Here is a 24,704-nt window from a genome sequence, read left to right as displayed (position 1 = left end):
TCGACGTCCTGGGTCATCTCGGCGTCGACCCACCGGGGCCGGGTCAGCCACGCCGGCCGACCGCGGTGAGGTCGGGGCGGTGGGGGGTGGCGCGCTGGCGGCGGCGGGCGAGCATGGCGTCCGCGAGGGCGTCGGCGCGCTCCATGTCGTCGAGGGTCGCGCGGGAGCGGCCGTCAACGGTGAGAAGGGCGGCGAGCAGGTCGGCGGAAAGCCGGTTGCGCGCCGCCACCCGCGCCACGCTCGGCGGCAGCGCGGCGGACGGGCGTGGCGCGGTGGCGTCGATCCGCGAAGGAGGTCCGACGGCTGGCGCGCGCCGCCCGGCGGCATGGTCACGCGTCGCGAGGCGGGGCCGTGGCCGGGTTCCGAGGAATTCGAACACGCATTCGATTCTGCCGGGTGCGGGGGCAGGCTGTCAAGCCCGGGGCGGCGTTCGGCGGTGCCGCCGTCAGGCCCAGAAGCCGAAACGAGCGCTGCGGTCGGTGACCGCGCTGCCCGGGAGGATCGTGGGCGGCGCGCTAGCGGGCCGCCGGCTCGGGACGGCCGAGGTCGTCGACGACCTCGGCGTTCGGGAGAGCGGCGAGCAGCGCGCCGGGCACCCACAGCTTCGACCGGCGCAGCCCGGAGCCGACGACGACCCGCGGATGCTCGGCCACCACCCGGTCGACCAGCACCGGCCAGTCGGCGGGCAGGCCGACGGGCGTGATGCCGCCGTACTCCATGCCGGTGCGCGCCACCGCCGTGTCCATCGGCGCGAACGACACCTTGCGGGCGTTCAGCCGCCGCCGGACCAGGCCGTTCACGTCGGCCCGGGTCGTCGCGAGGATCACGCACGCCGCGAGCGTCGTGACCTCCCCGCGGCGGGCCGCGACGATCACACAGTTCGCCGAGTCGCCCGGGGCGACGCCGTAGCGCTCGCAGAAGGCCGCGGTGTCGGCCAGTTCGGGATCGATCTCGGCGACCTCCGCCTGTTCGAGCAGCGGCCGGGTGGCCGGGTCCGGCCAGTTCGTGAGCGCCGACGCGGTGGCGACGGCCAGCAGGTCCGCGCCGGCGAGCGCGCCGACCGGCTGCACGATGTCGGTCATGCCAGCAGGCTACGGCGACGGTGGCCGGGGCGGCGGCGGCCGGGGGCGACCGCGGCAGCATGCGGCGCGGACAGGCCCCGGGGGTACGTGGGAGAAGGGCTTCCTGTCGCTTCCACAGGGTCTTGCGGCCGGTTTATCCCTATGGAAGCGACAGCTCCATGGTGGTGGCAGGCCCGTCGCGTCGGCGGGCACCCGATCGGGCCGGAGGTCCGCGATGTCCAGCAGTTCCGTCGAACCGGATCCGCCCCCGGGGGACCTGATCGACCTTTCGGTGGCGATCACCACCGGCATGCCGGTGTACCCGGGGGACCCCGAGGTGGCGGTCGAGCCCGCGCTGCGGGTCGGGGTCGACGGCGTCAACGTCCAGTGCCTGCGGCTGGGATCGCAGACGGGCACGCATGTCGACGCGCCCTGGCATGTCGACGACGGGCTGCCCCGCCTCGACGAGCTGCCGCTGGAACGCTTCACCGGGCCGGTGGCGCTGGTCGACGCCCGCGGGTTGGCGCCGCGGGCCCCGATCGGGCCAGGCGCGCTGCCGGCCGGGCTGCGCGCGGGCGACGTCGTCCTGATCGTGACCGGCTGGTCTCGGCACTGGGGTCGGGCCGAGTACCTCGACCATCCGTATCTGACGGCCGCGACAGCCCGGGCGATCGTCGACGCGGGTGTCCGGACCGTCGGCATCGACGCGGCGAGCGTCGACCCGACGACCGGGCCGGGCGATCACGGACCGGCCGGCCTCGCCGCGGTGGCTGCCGGTGCGCCGGACGGGGAGCCCGGCCTGGCGGCGCACCGGGTGCTGTGCGGGGCGGGCGCGGTCATCGTGGAGAACCTGACCGCCCTGGGCGGTCTGCTGGACGCTGCCGCACAGGGGCGGCCGATCGAGGTCTTCCTGTTCCCGCTGCCGCTGGCGGGTGCCGACGGTGGGCCCGTCCGCGCGGTCGCCCGGCTGGGCCCGCCACCGCGGTGAGCGGGTGGACGCCGCCGGTCAGCTTCCGACGGCGTGCCGGCGCAGCAGCGGGTCGATCTCCTCGCCAGGTACCGCGGCGGCCGGTTCGACGCCGGCGGCCGGGCTTGTCGGCGCCGCCTCCGGCGGGGCGGTCAGACCGCCGTGGGTGCCGGGTGGGTTGATCTGCACGCGGCCGGGACGGGAGGTGGTCGGCCGGCCCGTCGGCCGGTTCACGGGGCGGGCAGCCGCCCGGGCCGGGGCGACCTCCGGGGTGTCGACCGCCATCTCGACCTCGACGTCCACCTCCAGGGCGACGTCCGCGTCGACGACCTGATACGCCTCGACGACCTGGTGCGCCTCGTAGAACTGGTCCGCATCGACCGCGCCGCGCGAGGGCAGCACCGCCGCGGGGCCGCCGCCGATCGCGTGGCCTGCCCCGGGCTCGGCGACCTGGGCCGCGGGGTGCCCGGCGCCGTCCGCGTAGATCGGTTCCCACCGCTCGTCATCGGCCGGCTCGGACCAGTCGCCGGACCTGGTCGACGCCGTGGACATCAGCACACCGAGGTCGATCGTCTCCGCCTGGGCGTGCGCTAGCTCCTCGGGGGTGAAGTCGTCCTCAGCATCGGCCGGCCCGTCGGCGTCCCGGCCGCGGTAGGCGAAGGCGGAACCGGCGGGGCGCCGGCGGCCGCGGGCCGCCCGCTCGGCCTCGATGCGCCGCTCGATCGCCGCCCGGGTGATCTCGAGGCGGCGCTCGACCTGGGCCGAACGACGCAGGTGTACGACGTAGCCGGCGATCGCCAGATCGGCCAGCAGCTGCACGCCGATCCACAGTCCGCCGAGCACGGCGGCCAGGATGACCGTCAGCGGGAACAGCGCGGCCAGCAGCGTCAGCCGCTGTCGGCGAACCCGCATCGCGGCCGCCCGCTCGGGGCCGGGTCGCCGTCTCGGGCCGGTTCGGGCGGTATCGCGCCGCTCGACCCGCAGGTCCGGCGCCGACCGGGCGCCCAGCGGACGCGCGGCCCGCGGCCCGGTCGTGGCCACCGGGCGGGCCGGAGCGGATTCCTCCCGGGTCAGCGGATCCGGCGGGTCCATCGACTCCGCGTGCGACATGGCCGTGCCTCCCACCCTGTCGAGACTCTCATGATCATCGAGCGGCCGGTCGACGACTCCCTCGTCGTGGACCGAGGGGCGGCGGGAGAGCACCCGCATCGCCACCGTGAACCGCTCCGTGGCACGCTGCTCGGAGGACGTGTCGTGGCGGCGCAGCCACATGGGAATCAGCACGAATCCCCATACCGCGACGATCGCCACCCAGATCAGCGCGCTCACCGGAACATCACTCCCCGACGCGCAACGCACGCGGCGTGGGGCGACGCGGGCGGATGTGCGACCGCCGGCCTCCCGAGGACAGGACGTACCGCATCGAATACCGGGCGCGCACCGCGCGCGCCGGACGCGACAGGCGCGGCGGGGGCGGCGGTGCAGACCATGGGGAGCCTCTTCTCGACACCAGCGGATTGCGATTTCGGGGTTGACGCTAGTGAGCGAAATCCACGTGGTCACCGACCCGCACCCCGCGTGTCGCATCCGCAATGAGGTGTGACTCGATCGTCCTGTCGTCGTCCAACCAAATTCAGACACCAAGGAAGATCACGGGACAACATACGGCGGCACTCGGGTAAAGCACGAGGGTCCAGCTCCACGCCGGGAATGAGCTCGGGCGTGAGTGCGGGAACAACAGGGGGTGACAGTGGCCCTGGACGTCCGCCTCACGACAGCGGCGCCGCGCGCGACGTGGAACTCATCACCCCACCCGGGCGCCACCCACCTGTGGACCCCCGGCCGGTGGCGGGAACCCCCGAGGTGGAGCCGCTGCGGCAGGGCACCGGGCGGCCGGGGTCACCGTTCTGGTTCCGCCGAGGTGCCAACCCACCGGACGCCAACCCGTCGAGAGGGCACCCTCGACCGTGGGCTCAGTGGCGCCGCGTGTTCTCCCGCAGGCGGTACACCAGCCCGGTGGGAACGTCCTCCGTCGTGAGTGCGAAGGAGATGTGGTCGCGGTAGTGGCCGTCGATGGCGAGATAGCGCCGGTGCAGCCCCTCCTCGCGGAAGCCGAGCTTGGCAAGCACGCGCTGGCTGGCCGCGTTCTCCGGGCGCACATTCGCCTCGACGCGGTGCAGCCCCACCGGGCCGAAACAGTGGTCGACGACAAGCGCGAGCGCGGTCGGGGTGATGCCCCGGCCGGCGAAATCACGGTCCACCCAGTAGCCGACCTGGGCGCTGTTGAAGGCGCCGCGGGCAATGGGCGAAACGGTCACCTGGCCGACGAGCCGGCCCTGGAAGGCGACGGCGAACGGCAACGCGACGCCGATCCGGGCCTGCTGCCGAAGACGGTGCCACATCTGCCGGTAGACGCCGACGGACTGCCGCTGCGCCCAGGTCTCCCGGACCATCACCAGGCCGGGCGGCGTCGCCTCCCAGGGCGCCAGCCAGTCGGCGTTGCGCAGGCGCACCTCCACCCAGGCCGAGGCGTCCCGCAGCCGCAGCGGCCGCACCGTCACCGGCCCCTCGGACAGGATGGCCGGCCAACCCGGGGCCCGCACCATGGCCGCGCTAACCTCCGGTCCCGGCCGGGCCGTGCCCGGGCACGGACCCGTGATCGTCGGCGCCCCGCAACTGGGCGACGGCGTGCGCGAGGACCCCGGCGAGCACCCCGAGCCCGTCGCGGACGCCGCCGGTCGAGCCCGGCAGGTTCACCACCAACGTGCCCGCGGCCGTGCCGGCGAGGCCGCGGGAGAGCACGGCCGTCGGCACGGCGTCCCGGCCGGCGCAGCGCAGCGCCTCGGCCAGGCCCGGGATCGGTCGTTCGAGGACGGCGTCGGTCGCCTCCGGTGTCACGTCGCGCGGCCCCAGGCCGGTACCGCCGGTCGTCACGACCAGCTCGACGCCGGCGGCGACCGCCTCGCGCAGGGCGCCCTCGATCCGCTCCCGCTCGTCCGGCACGACCCGCGGTGGGTCGACGGCGAACCCGAGCGCCGCAAGCCCGCTGGCGAGCAGCGGCCCGGACCGGTCCGGGTAGACGCCTCGGTAGGCCCGATCCGACACCGTGACCACCCTGGCCCGGGAGCCGGCCGGCGGCCTGGCCGCCGCGCTCATCGGGGCGCGCTCCCCGCCCCGGAGCCGGGCTCGCCCGCAGGCTCCCGGGACGGCTCGGCCCGCCAGTCCCCGCGCCGGCCACCGGTCTTCGCCAGCAACCGCACACCGGTCAGCTCCGCGCCAGGATCGACCGCCTTGACCATGTCGTGCAGGGTCAGGGCGGCGACGGTCACCGCGGTCAACGCCTCCATCTCGACGCCGGTCCGGTCCGCGGTCCGCACCGTGGCGGTGATCTCCACGCCGTCGTCATGGACGGTGAGGTCCACCGTCACACCGGAGATCGCGATGGGATGGCACAGCGGGATGAGGTCGGGAGTGCGTTTCGCGCCCATGATCCCGGCGATCCGGGCGGTCCCGAGGGCGTCCCCCTTCGGCACGCCCGCGCCGCGCAGCAGCCGCACGACCTCCGGGGTGACCCGCAGCAACCCGGCGGCGGTGGCCGTCCGGGTGGTGACGTCCTTCGCGGAGACGTCGACCATCCGGGCCGCGCCGTGCTCGTCGAGGTGGGTGAGATGTGGGTGCGTCATCAGCGGGTGGGCTCCGGGCCGGGCTCCTTCGGCGCGCCCGCCGCTGGCGACGCCTGGTGGGATCCCCCCGCGCGGGAGCCGCCCGTGTCCGTCGAGTCGGAATCCGCCCAGCCCATTCCGGAGAGGATGGACCCTGGGCCGTTGCCGAGCAACAGCGCCACGAGCCGCGAGCCGGCCGGCGCCTGCGTCACCTCCTCCGGCACGATCACCAGTGCCTGCGCGCTGGCGAGGGAGGAGAGCTGGTGGGAGCCCTGGCTGGCGGCCGGGCGGGCGAGGGTGTCCGGGCCGGGCCGCCCGTCGGGGCCGAGGCCGGCCAGGGTGACCCGGACGAAGCCGCGCCGGCCCGGCACCGAACGCACCGGCGCGTCCAGGGTCACCTCGGCCCGCGGCAGGCCCGTCGCCGGCAGCCCGCGCATGCGCTGCAGAGCCGGCCGGACGAACAGGTCGAAGGAGATCAGCGCGCTGACCGGATTACCCGGCAGGGTGAAGACCGGGACGCCGCTGACCACGCCGAAGCCCTGCGGCTTGCCGGGCTGCATCGCGACCTGGTCGAACTGGACGCTGCCCGCGCCGGTCAGCACCTCCTTGACGACGTCGTACGCGCCGACGCTGACCCCGCCGGTGGTCACCACCGCGTCGTAGTCGGACAGCAGGGCGTAGAAGACCTTGGCGAAGGCATCGGCGTCGTCGGGCACGCCGGTCAGCCGGTCGACGACGGCGCCGGTCTCCCGGGCGGCGGCGGCGATCGCGTGGCTGTTGGAGTCGACGATCTGCCCGTCGCCGAGGCGCGAACCGACCTCGACGAGTTCACTTCCGGTGGAGAGCACCGCGACCCGGGGCCGCGGGTGCACCGGCGGCCGCGCCACGTTCGCGGCGGCGAGCAGACCGATCTGGGCCGCTCCGATGATCGTCCCGGCGGGCAGGATCAGCGAGCCGGGGGTGACGTCCTCCCCGGTCCGGCGGATGTGCCGGCCGCGGTCGACCGGGCGGCGCACGGCGACGGACGTCCGCCCGCCGTCGGTCCACTCCAGCTGGACGACCGCGTCCGCGCCGCGGGGCAGCGGCGCGCCGGTCATGATCCGGGCCGCGGTGCCCGGCGCCAGCGGGGCCGGGGTGCCGGGTCCGGCCGGGATGTCGGCTTCGACCGGAAGGGTGACGGGCTCCTGCTCGGTGGCGTCGGCGACATCGGCGGCGCGCACGGCATAGCCGTCCATGGACGAGTTGTCGAAGCTGGGCAGCGCCACGGTCGCCCGGACGGCGGCCGCGAGCACGCAGCCGTGGGCCTGGTGCAGATCGGCTCGCCGGGGACGGCCCGGCGAGACCGCCGAAAGGATCCGCTCCAGGTGTTCGTCCACCGTCGTCATCGGCGCATGTCCCCGTTCCGTGCCCGTCGATGGTGACTCGCGCTGCCGCGTTCCGCCATCACCCGGGCTACGGCCATCGGAACCCGGGCATCACCTCGGCACCACTGGTCACGCCAAGTGGCGCACCCGAGCCGGATCGTCGGCCGACGGCGGGTCCGCACGGGACCGCGCGTCGGCCGATTCCGGAAGCGTTACCGACCCACCGCCAGGCCGCCGAGGTTAAACGAATGCAACCAGGAATGTCCGGTAGATGACAAGTGGATGAAATACCACAATCAGGACAGGCCTTCCTTCGGCCCACCCGCCGCGACGTACTCCTCGAGCCACGGATAGAGTTCCGGACCGAGATCGGCCCGCTCACAGGCCAGCCGGATGACCGCCTTCAGGTAGTCCACCCGGTCACCCGTGTCGTAACGCCGGCCCGTGAAGACGACGCCGTGCACCGGGGCGGCCTGCGGATCCTCCGCCGCCCGCAGCGCCAGGGTCCGCAGCGCGTCGGTGATCTGGATCTCCCCGCCCCGGCCGGGCGGAGTCTGGCGCAGCACCTCGAACACCTCGGGCGCCAGGACGTAACGGCCGATGATCGCCAGGTTGCTCGGCGCCTCGGCGACCGGCGGCTTCTCCACCAGATCGCGGATCTTCACGATCGGATACCGGTCGTCGGGACCGCTGGGGACCGCCTCCACGGTGGCCACGCCGTACAGCGACACCTGCTCGCGCGGGACCTCCATCAGCGCGATGACGCTGCCCCCGAAACGCGCCTGGACGGTAAGCATCTCCTCCAGCAGCGGATCACGTTCGTCGATGAGGTCATCACCGAGCAGGACCGCGAACGGTTCGTTACCGACGTGCGACGCGGCGCACAGAATGGCGTGCCCCAGCCCGCGCGGCGAGGACTGACGAACGGAATGCACCTCGGCGAGCGAGGACGACGCGCGCACCCTGGCCAGGCGAGTCTCGTCGCCCTTGCGCTCGAGCGCCGCCTCGATCTCAGCTTCTCGGTCGAAATGATCCTCGATGGCCTTTTTGCTGCGACTGGTGACAAGGAGGACATCGCGCAGTCCGACCCGCGAAGCCTCCTCGACGACGTATTCGATTGCCGGCCTGTCGACCACCGGCAGCATCTCCTTGGGCACTGCCTTCGTGGCCGGCAGGAAGCGCGTACCCAGACCCGCGGCCGGAATTACCGCCTTCGTCACTGGCATGGACAGACCTTAGCGGGACCGGCGCAGCAGAAGCATCACGGCGGCCGCCTTCAGGGACAACACACAGCTCACGGCGCTCCGGCACCGGACGAGGCGATGGCGTTCCCGTCCCCCGGCGGGTTCGGTGGCAGGCGCGGGCAACGCCCCGCCCGGGAGGATCCGGCCACGGGCGGCCGTGGCCACGCGGACACCGCCACCCAGTGGCCCGAACAGTGCATCATCCAGGGTCAGCGACCGCAGCAACGCCCCTGCGGCGCCGATCAGCGGGAGGCCGCGCGCATGGTGGGACACCACCTTTCACCAGACGACCAGCGGACCTCCGCCGTCAGCCCCTCGACGCCCGACCTACGCCCGCCGGCCGCGCCCGGCACGGACGACCCCGGCGAGGCCGATCCGGACGCGGCCGCGTCACGCCCGGCCACCGGGCCGGCGCCCCCCGAGTCGGTGGCCCCAGACCCGGTGACACCGGACACGGTGACACCGGACACGGTGCCGCTCGAGACCGTGTCCGTCAGCGTCGCCAAGAGTCGGCTGCGCGCCAGGATGCTGGCCCAACGCCGGGCCCTGGCAGCGCCGCGGCGCGGCTCCGGGTCGCGGCCGGGCCCCGCCGCGCTGGCCGCCCGGATCCTGCGGCTCCCCGAGGTCGCCAGCGCCCAGTGCGTGGCGGGCTACGTGGGGCTGCCCGGGGAGCCGGATCTTGGCGATCTGCTCACCCGGCTGCTGGCGCAGGGCACCCGGGTGCTCCTGCCGACCCTGCGCGCCGATCTTGACCTGGACTTCCGCGCGCACGTCGGCACGCTCGTGCCAGGTGCGCTCGGCACGCGGGAACCCCCGGCCGCGGCGCCGCCCGGGGACCTCGCCGAAGCCGGAGCGGTGATCGTGCCCGCCCTCGCCGTCGACCACGCGGGGCGGCGACTCGGCCGCGGCGGCGGCTCCTACGACCGGGCGCTGCAGCGGGCCGCCGGCGCCGCGGTGATCGCCGTCATCTATGATCAGGAACTGCTCGATCGGGTGCCGTCCGAGCCACATGACCGCAGCGTGGACATCATCGTCACACCGAGTCGTACTCTACGGTGCGAAACCGTCTGACGGACCCGGGAACATCCGGGCCCGCTCACGAGCTAAAGTTGGCAGTCGCCACTACCGAGTGCCAACTCCGGGAGGAGTACGTGCCTACCTACCAGTACCGCTGCACCGACTGCGGGCGTGATCTCGAAGTCGTCCAGAGCTTCAGCGACGCCTCACTGACGGAGTGCCCGACCTGCGCCGGCCGACTTCGGAAAGTGTTCGGTTCGGTGGGCGTGGTGTTCAAGGGCAGCGGCTTCTACAAGAACGACAGCAGGTCGAGCTCCTCGGGCGGCGCCACCCAGCAACGCCCGAAGGACACCGCCGGCGACGCCGCGAGCTCCAGCAGCACCAGTTCGACGTCGACCAACGGAGACTCGTCGTCGGACTCCTCGTCCGGCGCCGCGGCGGGCAGCGGGACGCCTGCCGCGTCCTCCGCGAGCACGAGTACGGCCTCCAGCACCGCGGCGGCCTGACCACCGGCTGGCACGCAGCCTCCGCCGCCCACGGCTGCGCAGGCCTCGCCGTCTACCGAAGGCGTCCTGGCGTCCGTGCCCGGACGCCTTCGGTACGTACGGTGATGGGCTGCCGCTGTTCAGGCCCGGACGAGCCAGGACCGGGCTGGTGCCGGCCAACCCACCACACGCCACCGGACCGCTCGATCGGCCAGTAACGCACGCGTAGCCGACCTGGGCGCGGAGCGCCTCCGGTGACGCCCTCGCGAGCGCGGCGGTCAGTGCGGCACCGAGGACCCACGTTGGGTCGACGTCGCACGCGGTTCGGAGTCAGGCCGCACAGCCGCGATGGTCGTTCTACCCGGTTCCATGGCTGGTTGTCCGTACAGAGTTGTCCGTACAGAGCGACCATCGGACCGCCTCGGCACCAGCCAGCCCACCACGCGCGGTGACGGCGGGCGGGCCCGCGCACGACGGACCACGACGTGTCGCGAATCCGACTCAATGCGCGCGACCGCCACGTGGCGGCGCGACCAGTGCGGAGCATGCGACATCGCCGCCGCTCCGCCACGTCGTCACTCCCACTCGGAAGCAATCGACCTATTCGCCCAGTTCACCGAAATGCGCTTGAGAGCAAACGGCACTCCGGGCGCCGACGCATTTCGGCCGCAGCCCGATCGCGCTGACGCCAACGAGCTGCGGGACCACACCGGACGTCGATCCCGATCGGTCCAGACCGGATCGTGCACCCGCTCCGGCAGGCTGACCAGCCGGTCTACTGTTTGCGCCGCCGATAGTGCTCCACGATCCAGGCGTCTACCTCTCGCTTGCGCCAAACTCGGGTCCCTTTGGCCCCACTACCCGTCGGCGCGTTGATGACCTGCAAGGGCGCCGGAAACCGGGAGTCCTTGCGAGTCCAGTAGTCCACCGCCTGGCGAGTGATCTTGAGTTGGAACGCGATGTCCCCGATGCCGACCAACTGCTCACCGTCGTCCACACGGAACATCGTAACCACTTTGCTCTTCCCCAAGAACCTCGCTAGGGTCTAATTTGCTTGACAGCAAATTAAGACGGAGGAGGAAACCATGCCCCACACCCCGCGCCGCGCCGATGAGGTCGGGGCGCTGTTAGACCGCGACGAGGCATACGACGAGGATCCGATCGGGGATCCACCGATCACGGTCAGCCGGTACCGAGCAGCGCTGCGGGCGACCCTGGCCGCCCAGGCCCCAGAACCCGGCGTGGTGGCCAGCGCCTGGTCACAGCGGGAGGCAGACGCCTTTCTCGCGGGCAGCAGGGCCACCTTGCGGCTCGTCGTCGAGGTGATTGGCCACGCTCTGGCCATGCCGCCGCCGACGCGCGGCGTAGATTGACCGCCGGCGGACCGGCCGGTAGCTGACCGCCGCTCACCCGGGCCAGGCAGGACGGCACGGGTGACCGGTCGGCGGCGGCCCGCCTCGACGACAGGTCGATTTCTCCGGCGGGCGCACAGGACACAATCAGGCCACACAGCACGCCACACAGCACGTCGCACAAGCACGCCACACAAGGGGGAAGGCCATGGGCGTCACCGAGCCGCGTGAGGACGACTGGACCGAGGACGAACGAGAGATCGGATGGGGCGACGAGTCTTTGTCCGAGGACGAGGATCCGGACATCGAGCGGCTCATCGCGGATCTGCCTCCGCACCACGTGGAGCGCTGACCAGCGGCGTCGCCGACCGTCGGCGGGGTGGCCGCCGGCCCGGAAAGTCCGACACCCGCCCTTTCCGGTGTATTGCGCCCTCCGGCCGGTAAGTCCACCCAGCCGACAACCGTGCCGATCGAGATGTCTCGCCGCGGAATTACCAGGGTGCCGGGTCCGGTTTCCCCAACCATCCGGGTCCGGTACCCGGTAATCCGTCGCCGGGGCCGCATTCCGCCTGGGAATCCGGCGGCCTGACCAGCCGTCAGGGTCGGTACACGTCAAACAGAGTCCGGGCGAAGGCCGCTGGCGCCTCCAGATGGGCCGCGTGCCCGCAGTTCGGCAGAACGCGCACGGTCAGGCCCAGCCGTTCCCGCAGCAGAGCCGCGGCCCGGTGGCGCACCGGCGGAGAGTTCGCGCCGACCGTGATGATCGTCGGACCTGCCCGTTCGGGCAGCGGCTCCGGTTCGAACTCCAGGAACATCGCCAGGTCGCGCTCGACCACCGCGGGATCGGACGGCGCGTCCGCCGGCGTCCACGCGGGGCCGTACAGGGTTCGGGCGAGCGCGGCCACCCCACCGTCGGCGTAGGCGGCCGCCACCGGCGCCAGCAGGCCGGGCAGGAGCGATCCCACCGCAGGTTCGTGCAGCACGGCCCCGGCGAGCGGAACGCCGGCGGCGAGCAGGGCGAGGCCCAGAGTGGCCCCACCGCTGACCCCGCCGTACACCGCACCGTCGAGCAGGGGCCGCAGCGCCGCCAACTCGGTCGAGAGGCTGCCGCTCGACGGCCGGTCCGGCGCGTGCACCCGACGGTCGCCGAGCTCCCGGCGCACCCGGCGCCACACCGCGCCGGTCGTCGCGGTGCCGTGCACCAGGACGACGGGTGGCAACATCCCCACGAAGCCGGGCGGCTCCACCCCCGCCTCACCCTCCGTGTTGCCCCCTGCCTGACCCTCAGTGTGGCCTTCCGGGTGGCCGGCCGGGTGGCCGGCCGAGCTGAGCTGTGCCACTGCGGCCCCTCCATTCCGAGGTTCCCGGCGTCCAACCCGCCGCCAACCCGACGTACCGGGCCAGCCGCGCGACCGGTGGGCGGATCTGGCCGCGACAACGGTCCCCGTCGTTAACAGACCCGCAATCGCCGGCAGACGAACGTAACAGTCGATGCATTGATTGGAAACCTTGGAATCCTTAACGTCCCAACCATGTACACGGCCCTGTATACAGGTCAGTATGCAATACGGACGGAAAGCCTGTCACGGCCGCCGCCACGCTCCGGTCGGAAGTCGCCGTCCGGCCGGGCTCGGGTGGCCAGGCCGAGGCGGGTGCCGCGCCGCCCGGCCCGATGCCGGATGCTCGGCTGCATGACTGCGTCCCCGTCCTCCCGGTCCGCCGCCGGGAATCTTCGCGACCAGGCCTATGTCGCCCTGCGCCAGCGGCTCATGTCCGGGGAGTTCTCCTTCCGGGATCGACTCGCCGAAGAACGCCTCGCGGCCCTTCTCGGCGTCTCCCGTACCCCGATCCGCGAGGCCCTGACCAGGCTTGCCAGCGACGGGCTCGTGCAGAGGCGCCCGGACGGCGGCTACTACCCGGCCGAACCCGACCTGGGCGGGCTGCGCGACCTCTACGAGATCCGGGTCACACTGGAACTGCGCGGACTGGAACGCGCGGTGGAGTCCGGCGCGGCCCACGACCCGGCCCTGCTCGAGCCGCTGCGGGACACCTGGCGGGCGCTGCGGGACGATCCGCCCGCCCCCGATCCCGCCTTCGTCGGCCTGGACGAGGGTTTCCACATTGCCCTCAGCAGAGCATCCGGGAATGCCGAGCTGGCGAACATGCTGGACTCGATCAATGCCCGGATCCGGCCCGTCCGCATGTACGACTTCGTGACGGCCGACCGTGTTCATCTGACCATCGACCAGCATCTCGACATCGTCGAGAGGGTGCTCTCGGGCGATCTCGAGGGCAGCGTCGTCGCCCTGCGTCGGCACGTCGGCGAATCCATGGACGTCGTCGAGAAGCGCGCGGCCCGGGCGATCACCCAGATGGTGCTCAACCGCCATCGCACCACGGCCAGCCGGGACTGACCGCCCAGGATCGGCGCCCCGACAGCCACACCAGCGACCCAAGGTAACGATCGCTGTTGCCGTCCGCCGGCTCATAGCTGACCGTCGGCTCGCCCGAGAGGAGCCACCATGACCATCACCACGTCCACCGTCACCGATGGTGACACGGAGTCCACCATCGTCCCGGCCGCTCCCGGGCGCCCGGCCGTCACCGCGGGACCGCCCCCGCCGAACGTCGACCGCCTGGCCGAGGGCAGCGGCCTGCGGATCGGCCCGGTCAGCGCCGAGCCCTACGCCTGGCCGTACGACGGTTCGTTCAGCCCGGCCACGACCGCTGTGATCAATATTGACTGGCAGGTCGACTTCTGCGGCCCCGGCGGTTACGTGGACGCGATGGGCTACGACCTCTCGCTGACCCGCGCGGGCCTCGCGCCGACGGCGGCGCTGTTGGACCTGCTGCGGCCACTCGGCTTCCTCGTCATCCACACCCGCGAGGGCCACCGGCCGGACCTGTCGGACTGCCCACCGAACAAGCTGTGGCGGTCGAAGCAGATCGGCGCCGGCATCGGCGACCGCGGTCCGCGCGGCCGGATCCTCACCCGCGGCGAGGCCGGGTGGGAAATCGTGCCCGAGGTCGCACCACTGCCCGGCGAGATCATCATCGACAAGCCCGGCAAGGGCTCCTTCTACGCGACCGACCTGGACCTCGTCCTGCGCCGGCACGGGATCACGCACATCATCCTGACCGGCATCACGACCGACGTCTGCGTGCACACCACGATGCGCGACGCCAACGACCGCGGGTACGAGTGCCTACTGCTGTCGGACTGCACCGGCGCGACGGATCCGGCCAACCACGCGGCCGCCCTGCACATGGTCAAAATGCAGGGTGGCGTGTTTGGCGCGGTCGCGTCATCCGATGCGGTGCGGTCGGCGGTCACCGCCGCCGCCACCGCCGCCCGCTGAGCGGCACCCCCCGCATGGCGATCGACGCGCCCTCCCCCGATCCGACCAGACCGGCCCCCCCACGGCCCACTCCATCCCCCGAGGCGCCCACCGCATCCCCCGCACCAGCCAGGGAATCACCCGAAGCGCCCATGGCATCCTCGGAACTTCCCAGGGCATCCCCAGAACCGCCCAGGGCATCCCCCGGACAGCCACGGCAATGGCCCGCGGCGGACGCTGCGGATCTGCAGGTCGCGTCCCTGCGGGCCGGATACCGGGCCGGAACCCTGCGGGTGGCAGACGTCATCCGGGCCGTCTACGACCGGATCGAGCGGCGCGGCGACGACGCGGTGTGGATCGCGACCGTGCCGCGCGAGGAGGCCCTGGCGAGGGCGGTGGCGCTGGACACCGAACGGGACGCGCTCCTGGGCCCGCCGGCCGACCGGGCCGGCGGGCCCGACGACGGCCGTCCGGACGGCCAGGATCCGGCTGACCAGGCCGACCTGCCCGCGCTGTTCGGGCTGCCGTTCGCGGTGAAGGACAACATTGACGTCGCGGGGCTGCCGACCACGGCGGGCTGCCCGGCGTTCGCCCGCGAGCCGGCCGAGGACGCCCACGCCGTGGCCGCGTTGCTCGCCGCCGGCGCGGTGTGCGTCGGCAAGACGAACCTCGACCAGTTCGCCACGGGACTGTCCGGCGCCCGTTCCCCCTATGGCACGCCTGTCTCGCCGTTCGACTCCTCAATGATCGCCGGCGGCTCCAGTTCCGGCTCCGGTGTCGCGGTCGCCGTCGGACTGGTGACCTTCGCGATCGGGACCGACACCGCCGGTTCGGGCCGGGTACCGGCGGCGCTGAGCAACGTCGTCGGGCTGAAGCCGTCCCGGGGTCTGGTCAGCACCCGGGGTCTGGTCCCTGCCTGCCGCTCGCTGGACTGCCTGAGCGTCTTCGCGCTCAGCGTCTCGGACGCCCGACTGGTGCTGTCGGTCATGAACGGCTACGACCCGGCCGACCCGTACTCCCGCCGCCTGCCGCTCGTGCCGCCGCCGGGTGTCGGGTCCGGGCCGGTCAGCTCGCCGGCTGGCCAGCGCCTGATCGGATCGGGCCACCCGCCAGGTCCGGGGCCAGGTCCGGGGCCAGGTCCGCGCACCGACCCATCCGGACCAGGCACGGGCAGACTACGCGTCGGCATCGCCCGACCGGAGGATCTGACGTTCTTCGGGGACCGCGGGGCCCGCGCCGTTCACGCCCGGAGCCTGGAACTGATCAGGGCGGGCGGAGACCGGACGCGCGAGGTCGACCTCGCGCCGTTCCTGGCCGCCGGCGCGCTGCTTTACAACGGACCGTGGCTGGCCGAACGGTTCGCCTCGGTGGGCGAGTTCGTGATGGCCCGACCGGAGCAGACGCACCCGGTCGTCCGGGCCGTGCTCGCCCCCGGATCGCGGATCAGCGGGGTGGACGTCTTCCGCGGGCTGTCCCACCTGCGCGCGCTGCGCCAGCAGGTGGATGAGGTGTGGACAACGATCGACGTGCTGGTCCTGCCCACCGTGCCCACGACCTACCCGGTCGAGGCGGTGCTGGCCGACCCGATCGGGCGCAACGGCGAGCTGGGTCACTACACGACCTTCGTGAACCTGCTCGACCTCGCCGCCATCGCGGTCCCGGCCGGCTTCGCCGACGGACTTCCGCACGGGGTGACGTTCATCGCGCCGGCGGGCCGGGACACGCTTCTCGCGGACGTCGCCACGCAGTTCCAGTCCCGCGCGGCCCTGCCCCTGGGCGCCACGGGCCATGCCCTGGTCCGCTCGGGCTCCGTGACCCTCCGCGGTACGACGCCCGCCGCCCGAGGTGTCGCAGCGGCCGACGGTACGTCGGCTTCGCCGGTGAGTCCCGCGGACGAGGTGGACACGGACCGGGTGGACACGGACCGGGTGGACACGGACCGGGTGGACGTTGCCGTGGTCGGTGCCCACATGAGTGGGCTGCCGCTCAATGGCGAGCTGGTCCGTCTCGGCGCGGTGCTGCTCCGCCGCGATCGCACGCTGCCGCGTTACCGCCTGTACGCGTTGCCCGGCGGCCCGCCCCGCCGTCCTGGTCTGCTGCGGGTGGCCGCCGACGGAGTGGCGATCGACGCCGAGGTGTGGCGGATGCCGGTCGCCGCGGTCGGCACGTTCCTGCGCGGGGTTCCGGCCCCGCTCGCGATCGGAACGGTCGACCTTGTCGGTGGGCCGACCCTGGGCTTCCTGTGCGAGTCGGCGGCTGTCGCGGGCGCGGAGGACATCAGCGAGCTTGGCGGGTGGCGACGCTTCCTCGCCGGATCCCGGTCGGAGCCCACACCGTCCCGGGTACCGTAGGGGGGTACCTGTCACCTGGGGGAAGGCGCGGTGGATGCACGGCTACACCAACTCCAAGGACGAGTACACCGCCCGCCTGCGGCGAATCGAGGGCCAGATTCGCGGCCTGCAACGGATGGTCGCCGAGGACAAGTACTGCATCGACATCCTCACCCAGGTCTCCGCGGCCACCCGGGCCCTGCAGTCGGTCGCGCTCGGTCTGCTCGAGGACCATCTCGGCCACTGCGTCGCCCACGCCGCCACGGAGGGCGGACCCGTCGCCGACGAAAAGCTGCGCGAGGCGTCCGCGGCGATCGCGCGGCTCGTGCGTTCCTGAACCGTCGCGCGGCCTGCCGAGCGCGGTTCAGCGGTCCGGTTCGCCGCGGTCGCCGAGGGCCTCGACCAGGTTCGACAGCGCGGGCAACGCGGCCAGAATCGCCGTCCGGTCACCCTCGCCCAACCGGGCCAGGGCCGTGCCCAGGCGCCGCTCGTGGGCTCGCTGCCAGCCCGCGAGCGCGGCGGCCCCGACCGGCGTCAGCCGCAGCAGGGCCGCCCGACGATCGGCGGGATCCCGCTCGCGGTGCAGGTAGCCGGCGTCTGACAGGTGCTGCACCAGCGTGGAGACACTGTTCGGGGCGAGCCGCAGCAGACCGGCGAGCTCCCCGACCCGGGCGCCGTTGCGTTCGGCCAGGCACTGCAACAGCTCGACCTGGGCCATGGGCAGCGACTCCCAGGTGTACTCGGTGCGGATGCTGGCGCGCAGGGCCCGCCGCAGCCGGTTGACGACCTCCGTGAGTTGACGCACGTCACGGTCCAGACCAGCCAGATCACCATCCGAGCCGGCCGCTGGGCCCGCGGACCCGCCGTCGACGCCGCCCGCGGTCTGGGCGTCGACCGAAGGGCCGTTCATCGGGGCGGCGACGCGGGGACCATGCCCTGGACGGCAGGCAGGAAATGCCGCTTCGTCAAGGTGGCGACCTCCCCTTCCAGTGGGTGTGGGAGTCGCCATCCCCGCACACGCGGGAGTACGTCCACTCGTCCACAGGGCTCCCTGGCTGAACGGAGATTACGCCGTGCCGGTCCAGGGGCGGGCACGGCCCGTCCAGATCATCCTGCTGGCCGCCGCATCCAGCGGGAGTAGCGTCGATCCCGTGAAGGACGCAGGCTGGCCCCCGCCCGGACCGGCGCCTGCTCCGCCAGACCCGCCGGACCTGCCGGATGTGGGGAGCGTTCGCGGCTCGGGGGCGGATCCGGCGGTCGGCGGGGTGAGTCCGACCGCCCGCGCCGAGCGGATCTGGCTCGACGACCAGTCCTGGGTGGACGTGGCCCGCGGGTGGCTGCGCGGCGCGGACGACCTGTACGCGGCGATGCGCGACGGTCTGCCCTGGCGGCAGGGAACCATGTGGCGGTACGAACGCCACATCACCGCACCGCGGCTGAGCGCGTGGATCCCGCGCGGCGGTCCCATCCCCTTTCCCCCGCTGGTGGACGCCTACCGCTCGCTGCGGCGCACCTACGGAGTGGATTTCGACGGCTTCGGCATGTCGATGTACCGCGGCGGGAACGACGCCGTCGCCTTCCACCGGGACCGTGAGATGCGCTGGCTGGACGACACGGTGATCGCCATTCTCAGCCTCGGCGCGCGCCGGCCGTTCCTGGTGAAGTCACGTCACCTGCCACCGGGCCGACGGCTGCTCAACGACCCGCACGCGCCCGGCGGCCGGGACCTCTCCCCCGCCAGCGGTGATCTGATCGTTCTCGGCGGCCGGGCGCAGGCCGACTGGCTGCACGCCGTCCCGCGGGTCCATGGCCACGTCGGCGGCCGCATCTCGGTGCAGTGGCGGTGGACCTCCCGGTCCGGGCGTCCCGAGCAGGGGCCCGACTACGGCGCGGCCCGGCACTTCAGCCGATAGCGCGACGGCCCCCGTCGGCGAAACCGATCGGCAGGACCCGCCGCAACCAGCCACGGACCGGCGGCCGGGCGTCGTCGACCTTGGCTGCCTGCGCAAACGGAGCTGCCTGCGCAAACGGAGCTGCCTGCTCAGCCGGGGTGGCCTCGGCTCCGGCGGGCCGCCCGAGCCGATCGTCGCCCGGTCCTGCTGGCGGCACGGCGCGGACGGCGCCAACCCCGGGCGGCCGGACAAGCTGATCACCGTCGATGCGCTCCGGTCGCAGGCGCTGGCCGGCCCCGGAGAGGTGCCACCGCCCGCCGCCCGGCCATCTGCGCGCCACCGCTGCGGCGGGACCTGCGCCGGCCGGCCGGTCGCCGTCCGGCCGGCCCGCGCCGGCGGTCACCGGCCGCCACCGCCGCGACGACCGGTCGTCCGCCGAGTCGTCGTCGCCGGGGTCGAGGTCTGGGTCGAGGTCGTCCGGGTCGACATCGTCCCGCTCGTCGAGAGCAGTGCCGTGGGACTCGACCCGGTCAGCCGGCAGGACCAGGTCGCCTTCCGAGACGTCCGCCAGACCCGGGACGACCCTGCCGGCCACGATGCCGCCACGCGGGCTGGCGCCGGCCGGCGCAGTGTCGTCCTCGGCGGCCTGGCCGGCGGCGAAGTCGGCGTCCGCGCCGGCGACGGCCGCGGCCACCGTCCGCGCGCTGGCCGACCGCGGGGCGGGCCTGCCGCCAGCGGACGATCTCCTCGCGGACTCGACCGCGGGAGTGACCGGCTCCAGGTCATCAGCTGGCCTGCGCGGCTTGACGAGCAGCGGGACAGGCGTGGCCCCGGTGGTGGGACGGCGCTGCGCCGGGGGGGCGACGGTCGCGGGAGCCGCCTCGGCGGGCGGGCGCGTCGTCGACGGGTGGGCGACGCCGGTCGGGTCCGGGTCGCCTGCCGGGAGGTCGCCCAGGAGGCGCTCCAGCAGCTCGGCCGCCTCGGGCCGGTGCTTGGGGTCCTTGCGCATGGCGGCGGCGACGAGGCCGCGCAGATCCGGCTCGAGCGCGGACAGGTCCGGCTCCGCGTAGACCGCACGCTGGAGCAGCGCGCGGGGACTGCCCTGGCCGAACGGCGGCCGGCCGGTCGCCGCGAAGAGGAGCACCCCGCCCAGGGTGAAGATATCGGACGCCGCCGTTACCGGCTGACCGAGAACCTGTTCGGGACTGATGAACGAGAGCGTTCCAATCCCACCGACGGACATTCCCGAATTATCGGGCAGGTCGCCATTCAGCACCCTGGCCAGGCCGAAATCGACGAGTCGTAGACCTTGTCCGGAAAGCACCACATTAGTGGGCTTCAAATCGGCGAGGACAATGTCCAGTTCGTGCAGTGCGGCGAGCGAGGTGGCGAGTCCGAGCGCCAGCCGGAGGGCGTCGGAGGCCGACAACGGACCCTCGTCGGCGACGCTCGTCGCGAGCGTGGGCGCATCGACGTACTCGACAACCACGTACGGCGGGCTGGCCTCGATGTCCGCGTCCAGGATCGTGGCCAGACAGAACGGCGCGAGCTCGCGGAGCCGGTCGAGATCGGCGCTCAGGCGGCGGCGGAAGTTCGCATCCCGGGCGAAGCCCGCGGTGACGGTCTTGACGAGAACCGGCTGCGCGCGATTGTTACGCGCCAGAAACACCGGCCCGGTCCCGGCGTCAACGACCATCCGTTCAACCGTATACGGACCGATAGTGGCTGGGTCAAACCCGGTCAGCCCATGATGATCGCGCCGGGCTATCGCCATACGACGAAACCTCCTGCGGTTCGGGCAATCCAGCCGTGCAGGTACGCCGGCGGATCTGGTCGACAAATCCATGTTATCGGCGACGGCGGAACATTGCGCGCCGATGAATCGGTCCGCCCCGGGAGAGGACCCCCGCCGCAGCGGGCGCGCCGGAGCGACCTGAGCGGCCTGACGGCCGGTACGACACCCGCCGACTCAGCGGTTATGACCGTGCGTAGGAACGCGCGAACGCATCGGCGTTCACTGCCGGGTCCGTCGTCGACGTCGACGACCTGATGATGTGACCGAGGGAACGCTCCAACCGGCCAATCGCGGCCACGGGTCCCACCCGTTCGTGCCCCCCGGACGCCCCCGCAGGGATGTCCCCCGCGGGGGAGCGGCGGCCGATCGGCCCGGCCGGACCGCCTCCGCCCCGACCGGGCCGCGACGACAGTGGTCCGGCCCGCGTCAGGAGTTGGCGGACCGGGCGAACGGCTGAAGGCGGGCGACCAGCCCACGGACCTCGGCCCCGGCGGCGGCGAGCGTCTCGTCCGCGGTGCCGTCACCGCTGCCCTCCAACAGCACGTCGAGCGCGATGAGCCGCTCGGCGACCTCCGCCATCAGGTCGAAGTCCCGCACTCGCTGGTGGGCGAGCTCGGAGAGTCGCTCATTCTTCTCGAACAGCTCCACGAAGACACTGACCTTGGCCCGCAGCAACCACGGATCGAAGGGCTTCGCGATGTAATCGACGGCGCCGACGGCGTAACCCCGGAAAGCATGGTGGGGCTCCCGGTCGATCGCGGTGAGAAAGATGATCGGCGTGTCCCGGGTACGCCCACGCTGCTTGATCCGATGGGCCGTCTCGAATCCGTCCATTCCGGGCATCTGGACGTCTAGAAGGATCACAGCGAAGTCGTCGACGAGCAGCCGCTTGAGCGCCTCCTCGCCCGAGGACGCGGTGACGAGATCCTGGTCCAGCGAGGCCAGAATCGCCTCCAGGGCCATGAGGTTGTCCGCCCGGTCGTCAACGAGAAGGATCTTGCTACGGGGCCGTTCCGCGGTCGGCCCGCCTTCACCGTCAGCGAAACCGCCGGTCCGCTCGGTCACCCGCCTGCCTCCTCCTTCACGGTCGCCCTGCCGACCTGCGCGGTCGCCCTGCCGGTCCGTGGTGGGTGTAGCCACCCCACCACCATCGCCGATTGCCTCTGGCGGCGCGCCACCGCCCCACCTGTAGACACCCGAATGCGCACCATACGCGATCTGATCAATACAGATGTGACCGCATCACCCCGAGGAGGTGGTCAAGATCCACCGGCTTGGTGATGTAGTCGGACGCCCCGGCGGTGATGCTCTTCTCCCGGTCCCCCGGCATGGCCTTCGCGGTCAGTACCAGGATCGGGAGCTCGGCAAACGCGGACATGTCTCGAATCATCGACATCGTCTCGTTGCCGTCCATGCCGGGCAGCATCACGTCCATCAGGACCAGGTGAACCCCTCCGGTCTCCTGCTGCAGCGTTCGGATGGCGTCGTGGCCGTTGTCCGCGTAGAGGACCCGCATGCCGTACATCTCCAGCGCGCTCGTCAACGCGAACACGTTGCGAACGTCATCGTCCACCACGAGGACGGTCGTCCCGAGAAGCGGGTCGGAACCGTCGGACGCGTCGACCGGCGCGCGCCCGTCGGTGTCCGCCGAACCGGTGAGGAACGGTATGCCCTCCTCGCTTTCACTCGGCCGCCAGGTGGCCGGAGTGGTCGCGGCCCCACCGCCCGACCCGTTCGCGATCCGCGCGGGGCCGCCGGAACGGGCCGCGCCGGCTCCGTTCGTGCCGGCTCCGTTCGCGCCAGCCCCGTTCGCGCCAGCCCCGTTCGCGCCAGCGGTGGCCGGGTCGGGCCCGGCAACCGGTGCCTCCGGCCGGCCGGAGGCCGCACGCTCGGCACCCGCCCCCGTGGCACCGTTTCGGTCGGCCGCGGGGGGGGGCCCCCCGCCCCCCGGCGCCCCCGGCGACCCCCCCCCCCCCGGGGGGCCCCGGGCGGGCGGCCGGCCGCACGCGCGGCACCCCCCCCCGGGGCCCCGTTGCGGGCGGCCGCGGCGCCGGCACCGGCGCCGCCTTCCGACCAGTCATCACGACCCGACCGGTGCGTGCCGCCGTGGCGCCACGCCTGCGCTGTCCCGACCTCGATGCCGTCCGTCGCCAGACTCGCCGACGCCGGCACCAGCTCGCCGTTGCCCCGCGGCAGACCACCGTCGGCCATGCCGACGATCATGAGCACGTCGTCGGGCTCGCCGGGGGTGACCCCGAACACCGGCATCTGCGCGAGCGGCGCGGCCGGCAGGTACAGGGTGAAGGTGCTGCCCCGGCCGACCGCGCTGGAGACCGCGATGGAACCGCCCAGCAGGCGGGCGATCTCCTTGCTGATCGACAGGCCGAGGCCGGTGCCGCCGTAGCGCCGCGAGGTCGTGCCATCGGCCTGCTGGAAGGCCTCGAAGATCATTCGAAGTTTGTCGGCGGCGATCCCGATCCCGGTGTCGGAGACCGCGAACGACAGGACCGTGCCGGCCGAGCGCAGGTGGCTGGCCAGATGCGGCAGGTCCGGGCGGGCGAGCGTGACGTCGAGCCGCACGGTGCCCGAGTCGGTGAACTTCACCGAGTTGGACAGCAGGTTCTTCAGCACCTGCTGGAGGCGCTGCTCGTCGGTGACGAACTCCGCGGGCACGTCGGCGGCCAGGTTGACCTCGAAGGCCAGGCCCTTCTCGTCGGCGAGCGGCCCGAAGGCCCCGGCGACCGCGTCGCACAGCGAGGCGGTGCGCACGCTGGTGGCGTCGACGTCCATCTTGCCGGCCTCGACCTTGGACAGGTCGAGGATGTCGTTGATCAGCCCGAGCAGTTCGGAACCGGCCGAGTGGATCGTCTCGGCAAAGTCGATCTGCTTCTGGGAGAGGTTGCGGTCCGGGTTGTCGGCGAGCAGCTTGGCCAGGATGAGCAGGCTGTTGAGCGGCGTGCGCAGCTCATGGCTCATGTTGGCCAGGAACTCGGTCTTGTACTGCGAGGACAGCGCGAGCTGCTCGGCCTTCTCCTCCAGGCCGATGCGGGCCAGCTCGATCTCGCGGTTCTTGTCCTCCAGCAGCGCCGCCTTCTCCTCCAGCTCGTTGTTCGTGCGCTGCAGCTCGACCGACTGCGAGCGCAGCTCCTGGGTGAGCCGCTGGGACTGGGCCAGCAGCTCCTCCGTCCGCGCGTTCGCCATGATCGTGTTGAGCACGACGCCGATGGTGTCGACGAGCTGGTCGACAAGAGTGAGGTGCAGTTCGGAGAACGGGGTGAACGAGGCCAGCTCGATGACCCCGAGCACCTGGTTCTCGAAGACGACCGGGACAACGACAAGATCACACGGTGGTGCCTCGCCCAGTCCGCTGCGGATGTTGAGGTAGCCGGCGGGCACGTGCTCGACCCGGATGCGGTTGCGCTCCAGTGCCGCCTGGCCGATCAGGCCCTCGCCGAACAGGAACGTGCCGTCCGAGCGCCGTCGCGGCACCGAGCCGTAGCCGGCGACGTAGCGCAGCTTGTCGCCCTCGATGAAGTCGAGCAGGTAGACCGTGCCCTGCTGGGCGTTGACCGCCGGGGTCATCTCACTGATGATCATCTGGCAGACCGCGTAGAGGTCGCGCTGGCCCTGCATCTTGCTGCCGATCCGGGCCAGGTTCGACTTCAGCCAGTCCTGCTGCGCGTTGACCTCGGTGGTCTCCCGAAGCCGCGCGATCATCTGGTTGATGTTGTCCTTGAGCTCGGCGACCTCGCCCTCGGCCTCCACCGTGATCGACCTGGTCAGGTCACCCCGGGTGACAGCGGTGGACACGTCGCCGATCGCCCGCAGCTGGATGGTCAGCGTGGTGGCGAGCTGGTTGACGTTGTCGGTGAGGTCCATCCAGGTGCCGGCCACCCCGGCGACCGTCGCCTGGCCGCCGAGCTTGCCCTCGACGCCGACCTCCCAGCCCACCCGGGTGATCTCCGCGGCGAACGAGGAGAGCTGGTCGACCATCGTGTTGACGGTGTTCTTCAGCTCGGCGATCTCGCCCTGCGCCGGAACGGTGATCTTCTGCGACAGGTCGCCGCGGGCGACGGCCGTCGTGACCAGCGCGATGTTGCGGACCTGGCCGGTGAGGTTGCCGGCCATCGAGTTCACCGACTCGGTCAGGTCCCGCCACACCCCGGACACGCCCCGCACGTGCGCCTGGCCGCCCAG

General features: G+C 72.6%; 25 protein-coding genes and 1 pseudogene. 10 read left to right on the top strand and 16 right to left on the bottom strand.

All coding sequences use genetic code 11. The features are described from left to right. Positions 1 to 43: 43 nt before the first annotated feature. Entirely contained in the window at positions 44 to 379 is a 336-nt protein-coding gene (locus MXD60_RS29175; RefSeq protein ID WP_248816682.1) for a hypothetical protein, read from the bottom strand. 136 nt (positions 380 to 515) lie between these two features. Next, on the bottom strand, positions 516 to 1,082 hold the full coding sequence (locus tag MXD60_RS00575) for a YbaK/EbsC family protein (protein ID WP_248816681.1): 567 nt from the start codon (positions 1,080 to 1,082) through the stop codon (positions 516 to 518). 214 nt (positions 1,083 to 1,296) lie between these two features. Here MXD60_RS00575 and MXD60_RS00570 point away from each other — a divergent pair, with 214 nt between their 5' ends. Continuing rightward, complete coding sequence (locus MXD60_RS00570) at positions 1,297 to 2,049, top strand: cyclase family protein (RefSeq protein WP_248816680.1); 753 nt, start codon at positions 1,297 to 1,299, stop codon at positions 2,047 to 2,049. 18 nt (positions 2,050 to 2,067) lie between these two features. On the opposite strand, the gene MXD60_RS00565 is transcribed toward MXD60_RS00570, so the two are convergent. The 6 genes from MXD60_RS00565 to galU all read right to left on the bottom strand — a co-directional run bounded on the left by MXD60_RS00565 (position 2,068) and on the right by galU (position 8,280). Further along, on the bottom strand, positions 2,068 to 3,357 hold the full coding sequence (locus MXD60_RS00565) for a SepX/GlpR family protein (RefSeq protein WP_248816679.1): 1,290 nt from the start codon (positions 3,355 to 3,357) through the stop codon (positions 2,068 to 2,070). A 644-nt stretch (positions 3,358 to 4,001) separates the two neighbouring features. Continuing rightward, the gene (locus tag MXD60_RS00560) at positions 4,002 to 4,631 is read right to left on the bottom strand and encodes a GNAT family N-acetyltransferase (RefSeq protein ID WP_248816764.1); all 630 of its coding nucleotides are present in this window, start codon (positions 4,629 to 4,631) and stop codon (positions 4,002 to 4,004) included. Positions 4,632 to 4,641: 10 nt separating this feature from the next. Next, positions 4,642 to 5,184, bottom strand: coding sequence for a MogA/MoaB family molybdenum cofactor biosynthesis protein (locus tag MXD60_RS00555; protein ID WP_248816678.1), 543 nt, complete (start codon positions 5,182 to 5,184; stop codon positions 4,642 to 4,644). After that, positions 5,181 to 5,711, bottom strand: coding sequence for a cyclic pyranopterin monophosphate synthase MoaC (gene moaC / locus MXD60_RS00550; RefSeq protein WP_248816677.1), 531 nt, complete (start codon positions 5,709 to 5,711; stop codon positions 5,181 to 5,183). The genes MXD60_RS00555 and moaC overlap by 4 nt, the downstream gene beginning before the upstream one ends. Beyond that, entirely contained in the window at positions 5,711 to 7,075 is a 1,365-nt protein-coding gene (gene glp / locus MXD60_RS00545) for a molybdotransferase-like divisome protein Glp (protein ID WP_248816676.1), read from the bottom strand. The genes moaC and glp overlap by 1 nt, the downstream gene beginning before the upstream one ends. A 275-nt stretch (positions 7,076 to 7,350) precedes the next feature. After that, positions 7,351 to 8,280, bottom strand: coding sequence for a UTP--glucose-1-phosphate uridylyltransferase GalU (gene galU / locus MXD60_RS00540; RefSeq protein WP_248816674.1), 930 nt, complete (start codon positions 8,278 to 8,280; stop codon positions 7,351 to 7,353). 279 nt (positions 8,281 to 8,559) lie between these two features. Between galU and MXD60_RS00535 the strand changes: the two genes are divergently transcribed. Next, the gene (locus MXD60_RS00535; RefSeq protein ID WP_308222324.1) at positions 8,560 to 9,369 is read left to right on the top strand and encodes a 5-formyltetrahydrofolate cyclo-ligase; all 810 of its coding nucleotides are present in this window, start codon (positions 8,560 to 8,562) and stop codon (positions 9,367 to 9,369) included. After that, a pseudogene (locus MXD60_RS28435) lies at positions 9,354 to 9,590 on the top strand (FmdB family zinc ribbon protein); the annotation flags it as partial. The gene MXD60_RS00535 and the pseudogene MXD60_RS28435, both read left to right, overlap by 16 nt. A gap of 14 nt (positions 9,591 to 9,604) precedes the next feature. On the opposite strand, the gene MXD60_RS00525 reads toward MXD60_RS28435, so the two are convergent. After that, positions 9,605 to 9,835 (bottom strand): hypothetical protein, encoded by a 231-nt coding sequence (locus MXD60_RS00525; RefSeq protein WP_248816673.1) that lies wholly within the window; start codon positions 9,833 to 9,835, stop codon positions 9,605 to 9,607. 740 nt (positions 9,836 to 10,575) lie between these two features. Continuing rightward, positions 10,576 to 10,806 carry a hypothetical protein gene (locus tag MXD60_RS00520; RefSeq protein ID WP_173402713.1) on the bottom strand — a complete coding sequence of 77 codons (231 nt, stop codon included), beginning with the start codon at positions 10,804 to 10,806 and terminating at the stop codon, positions 10,576 to 10,578. 79 nt (positions 10,807 to 10,885) lie between these two features. Between MXD60_RS00520 and MXD60_RS00515 the strand changes: the two genes are divergently transcribed. Beyond that, positions 10,886 to 11,173, top strand: coding sequence for a hypothetical protein (locus tag MXD60_RS00515; protein WP_248816671.1), 288 nt, complete (start codon positions 10,886 to 10,888; stop codon positions 11,171 to 11,173). Positions 11,174 to 11,360: 187 nt separating this feature from the next. Continuing rightward, positions 11,361 to 11,504 (top strand): hypothetical protein, encoded by a 144-nt coding sequence (locus MXD60_RS00510; RefSeq protein ID WP_248816670.1) that lies wholly within the window; start codon positions 11,361 to 11,363, stop codon positions 11,502 to 11,504. A gap of 244 nt (positions 11,505 to 11,748) precedes the next feature. Here MXD60_RS00510 and MXD60_RS00505 read toward each other — a convergent pair whose 3' ends face one another. Next, a complete protein-coding gene (locus tag MXD60_RS00505; protein ID WP_248816668.1) occupies positions 11,749 to 12,399 on the bottom strand; it encodes an alpha/beta fold hydrolase in 651 nt (216 codons plus the stop codon). A 444-nt stretch (positions 12,400 to 12,843) separates the two neighbouring features. Here MXD60_RS00505 and MXD60_RS00500 point away from each other — a divergent pair, with 444 nt between their 5' ends. The 4 genes from MXD60_RS00500 (at position 12,844) to MXD60_RS00485 (ending at position 17,157) form a co-directional block, all read left to right on the top strand. Next, the gene (locus tag MXD60_RS00500; protein WP_248816667.1) at positions 12,844 to 13,566 is read left to right on the top strand and encodes a GntR family transcriptional regulator; all 723 of its coding nucleotides are present in this window, start codon (positions 12,844 to 12,846) and stop codon (positions 13,564 to 13,566) included. Between the two features lie 108 nt (positions 13,567 to 13,674). Beyond that, positions 13,675 to 14,511: a biuret amidohydrolase gene (gene biuH / locus MXD60_RS00495; protein WP_248816666.1), complete on the top strand. Its 837-nt coding sequence runs from the start codon at positions 13,675 to 13,677 to the stop codon at positions 14,509 to 14,511. Between the two features lie 131 nt (positions 14,512 to 14,642). Then, complete coding sequence (locus tag MXD60_RS00490) at positions 14,643 to 16,841, top strand: allophanate hydrolase (RefSeq protein ID WP_518467093.1); 2,199 nt, start codon at positions 14,643 to 14,645, stop codon at positions 16,839 to 16,841. Positions 16,842 to 16,875: 34 nt separating this feature from the next. Next, positions 16,876 to 17,157 (top strand): metal-sensitive transcriptional regulator, encoded by a 282-nt coding sequence (locus tag MXD60_RS00485; protein ID WP_248816663.1) that lies wholly within the window; start codon positions 16,876 to 16,878, stop codon positions 17,155 to 17,157. 27 nt (positions 17,158 to 17,184) lie between these two features. Here the strand turns inward: MXD60_RS00485 and MXD60_RS00480 are convergent, their stop codons facing one another. Further along, on the bottom strand, positions 17,185 to 17,730 hold the full coding sequence (locus MXD60_RS00480) for a MarR family winged helix-turn-helix transcriptional regulator (protein WP_248816662.1): 546 nt from the start codon (positions 17,728 to 17,730) through the stop codon (positions 17,185 to 17,187). Between the two features lie 355 nt (positions 17,731 to 18,085). Here MXD60_RS00480 and MXD60_RS00475 point away from each other — a divergent pair, with 355 nt between their 5' ends. Then, positions 18,086 to 18,733, top strand: coding sequence for an alpha-ketoglutarate-dependent dioxygenase AlkB (locus tag MXD60_RS00475; protein ID WP_248816661.1), 648 nt, complete (start codon positions 18,086 to 18,088; stop codon positions 18,731 to 18,733). On the opposite strand, the gene MXD60_RS00470 is transcribed toward MXD60_RS00475, so the two are convergent. The 4 genes from MXD60_RS00470 to MXD60_RS00455 all read right to left on the bottom strand — a co-directional run. Beyond that, on the bottom strand, positions 18,723 to 20,408 hold the full coding sequence (locus MXD60_RS00470) for a serine/threonine-protein kinase (protein ID WP_248816660.1): 1,686 nt from the start codon (positions 20,406 to 20,408) through the stop codon (positions 18,723 to 18,725). The two genes, MXD60_RS00475 and MXD60_RS00470, sit on opposite strands and share 11 nt — an antisense overlap. Positions 20,409 to 20,933: 525 nt before the next feature. Beyond that, a complete protein-coding gene (locus MXD60_RS00465; protein ID WP_248816659.1) occupies positions 20,934 to 21,572 on the bottom strand; it encodes a response regulator in 639 nt (212 codons plus the stop codon). 157 nt (positions 21,573 to 21,729) lie between these two features. Next, positions 21,730 to 22,083, bottom strand: coding sequence for a response regulator (locus tag MXD60_RS00460; protein ID WP_248816658.1), 354 nt, complete (start codon positions 22,081 to 22,083; stop codon positions 21,730 to 21,732). Next, positions 22,047 to 24,704: ATP-binding protein (locus MXD60_RS00455; protein WP_248816657.1), on the bottom strand; the 2,658-nt coding region annotated here is incomplete at its 5' end. The genes MXD60_RS00460 and MXD60_RS00455, both read right to left, overlap by 37 nt.

The sequence above is a fragment of the Frankia sp. AgB32 genome, from assembly GCF_023243045.1.
GTDB lineage: Bacteria > Actinomycetota > Actinomycetes > Frankiales > Frankiaceae > Frankia.
The sequence above is the reverse complement of the archived record's forward strand: the minus strand, read 5'-3'. Positions and strand labels throughout refer to the sequence as shown.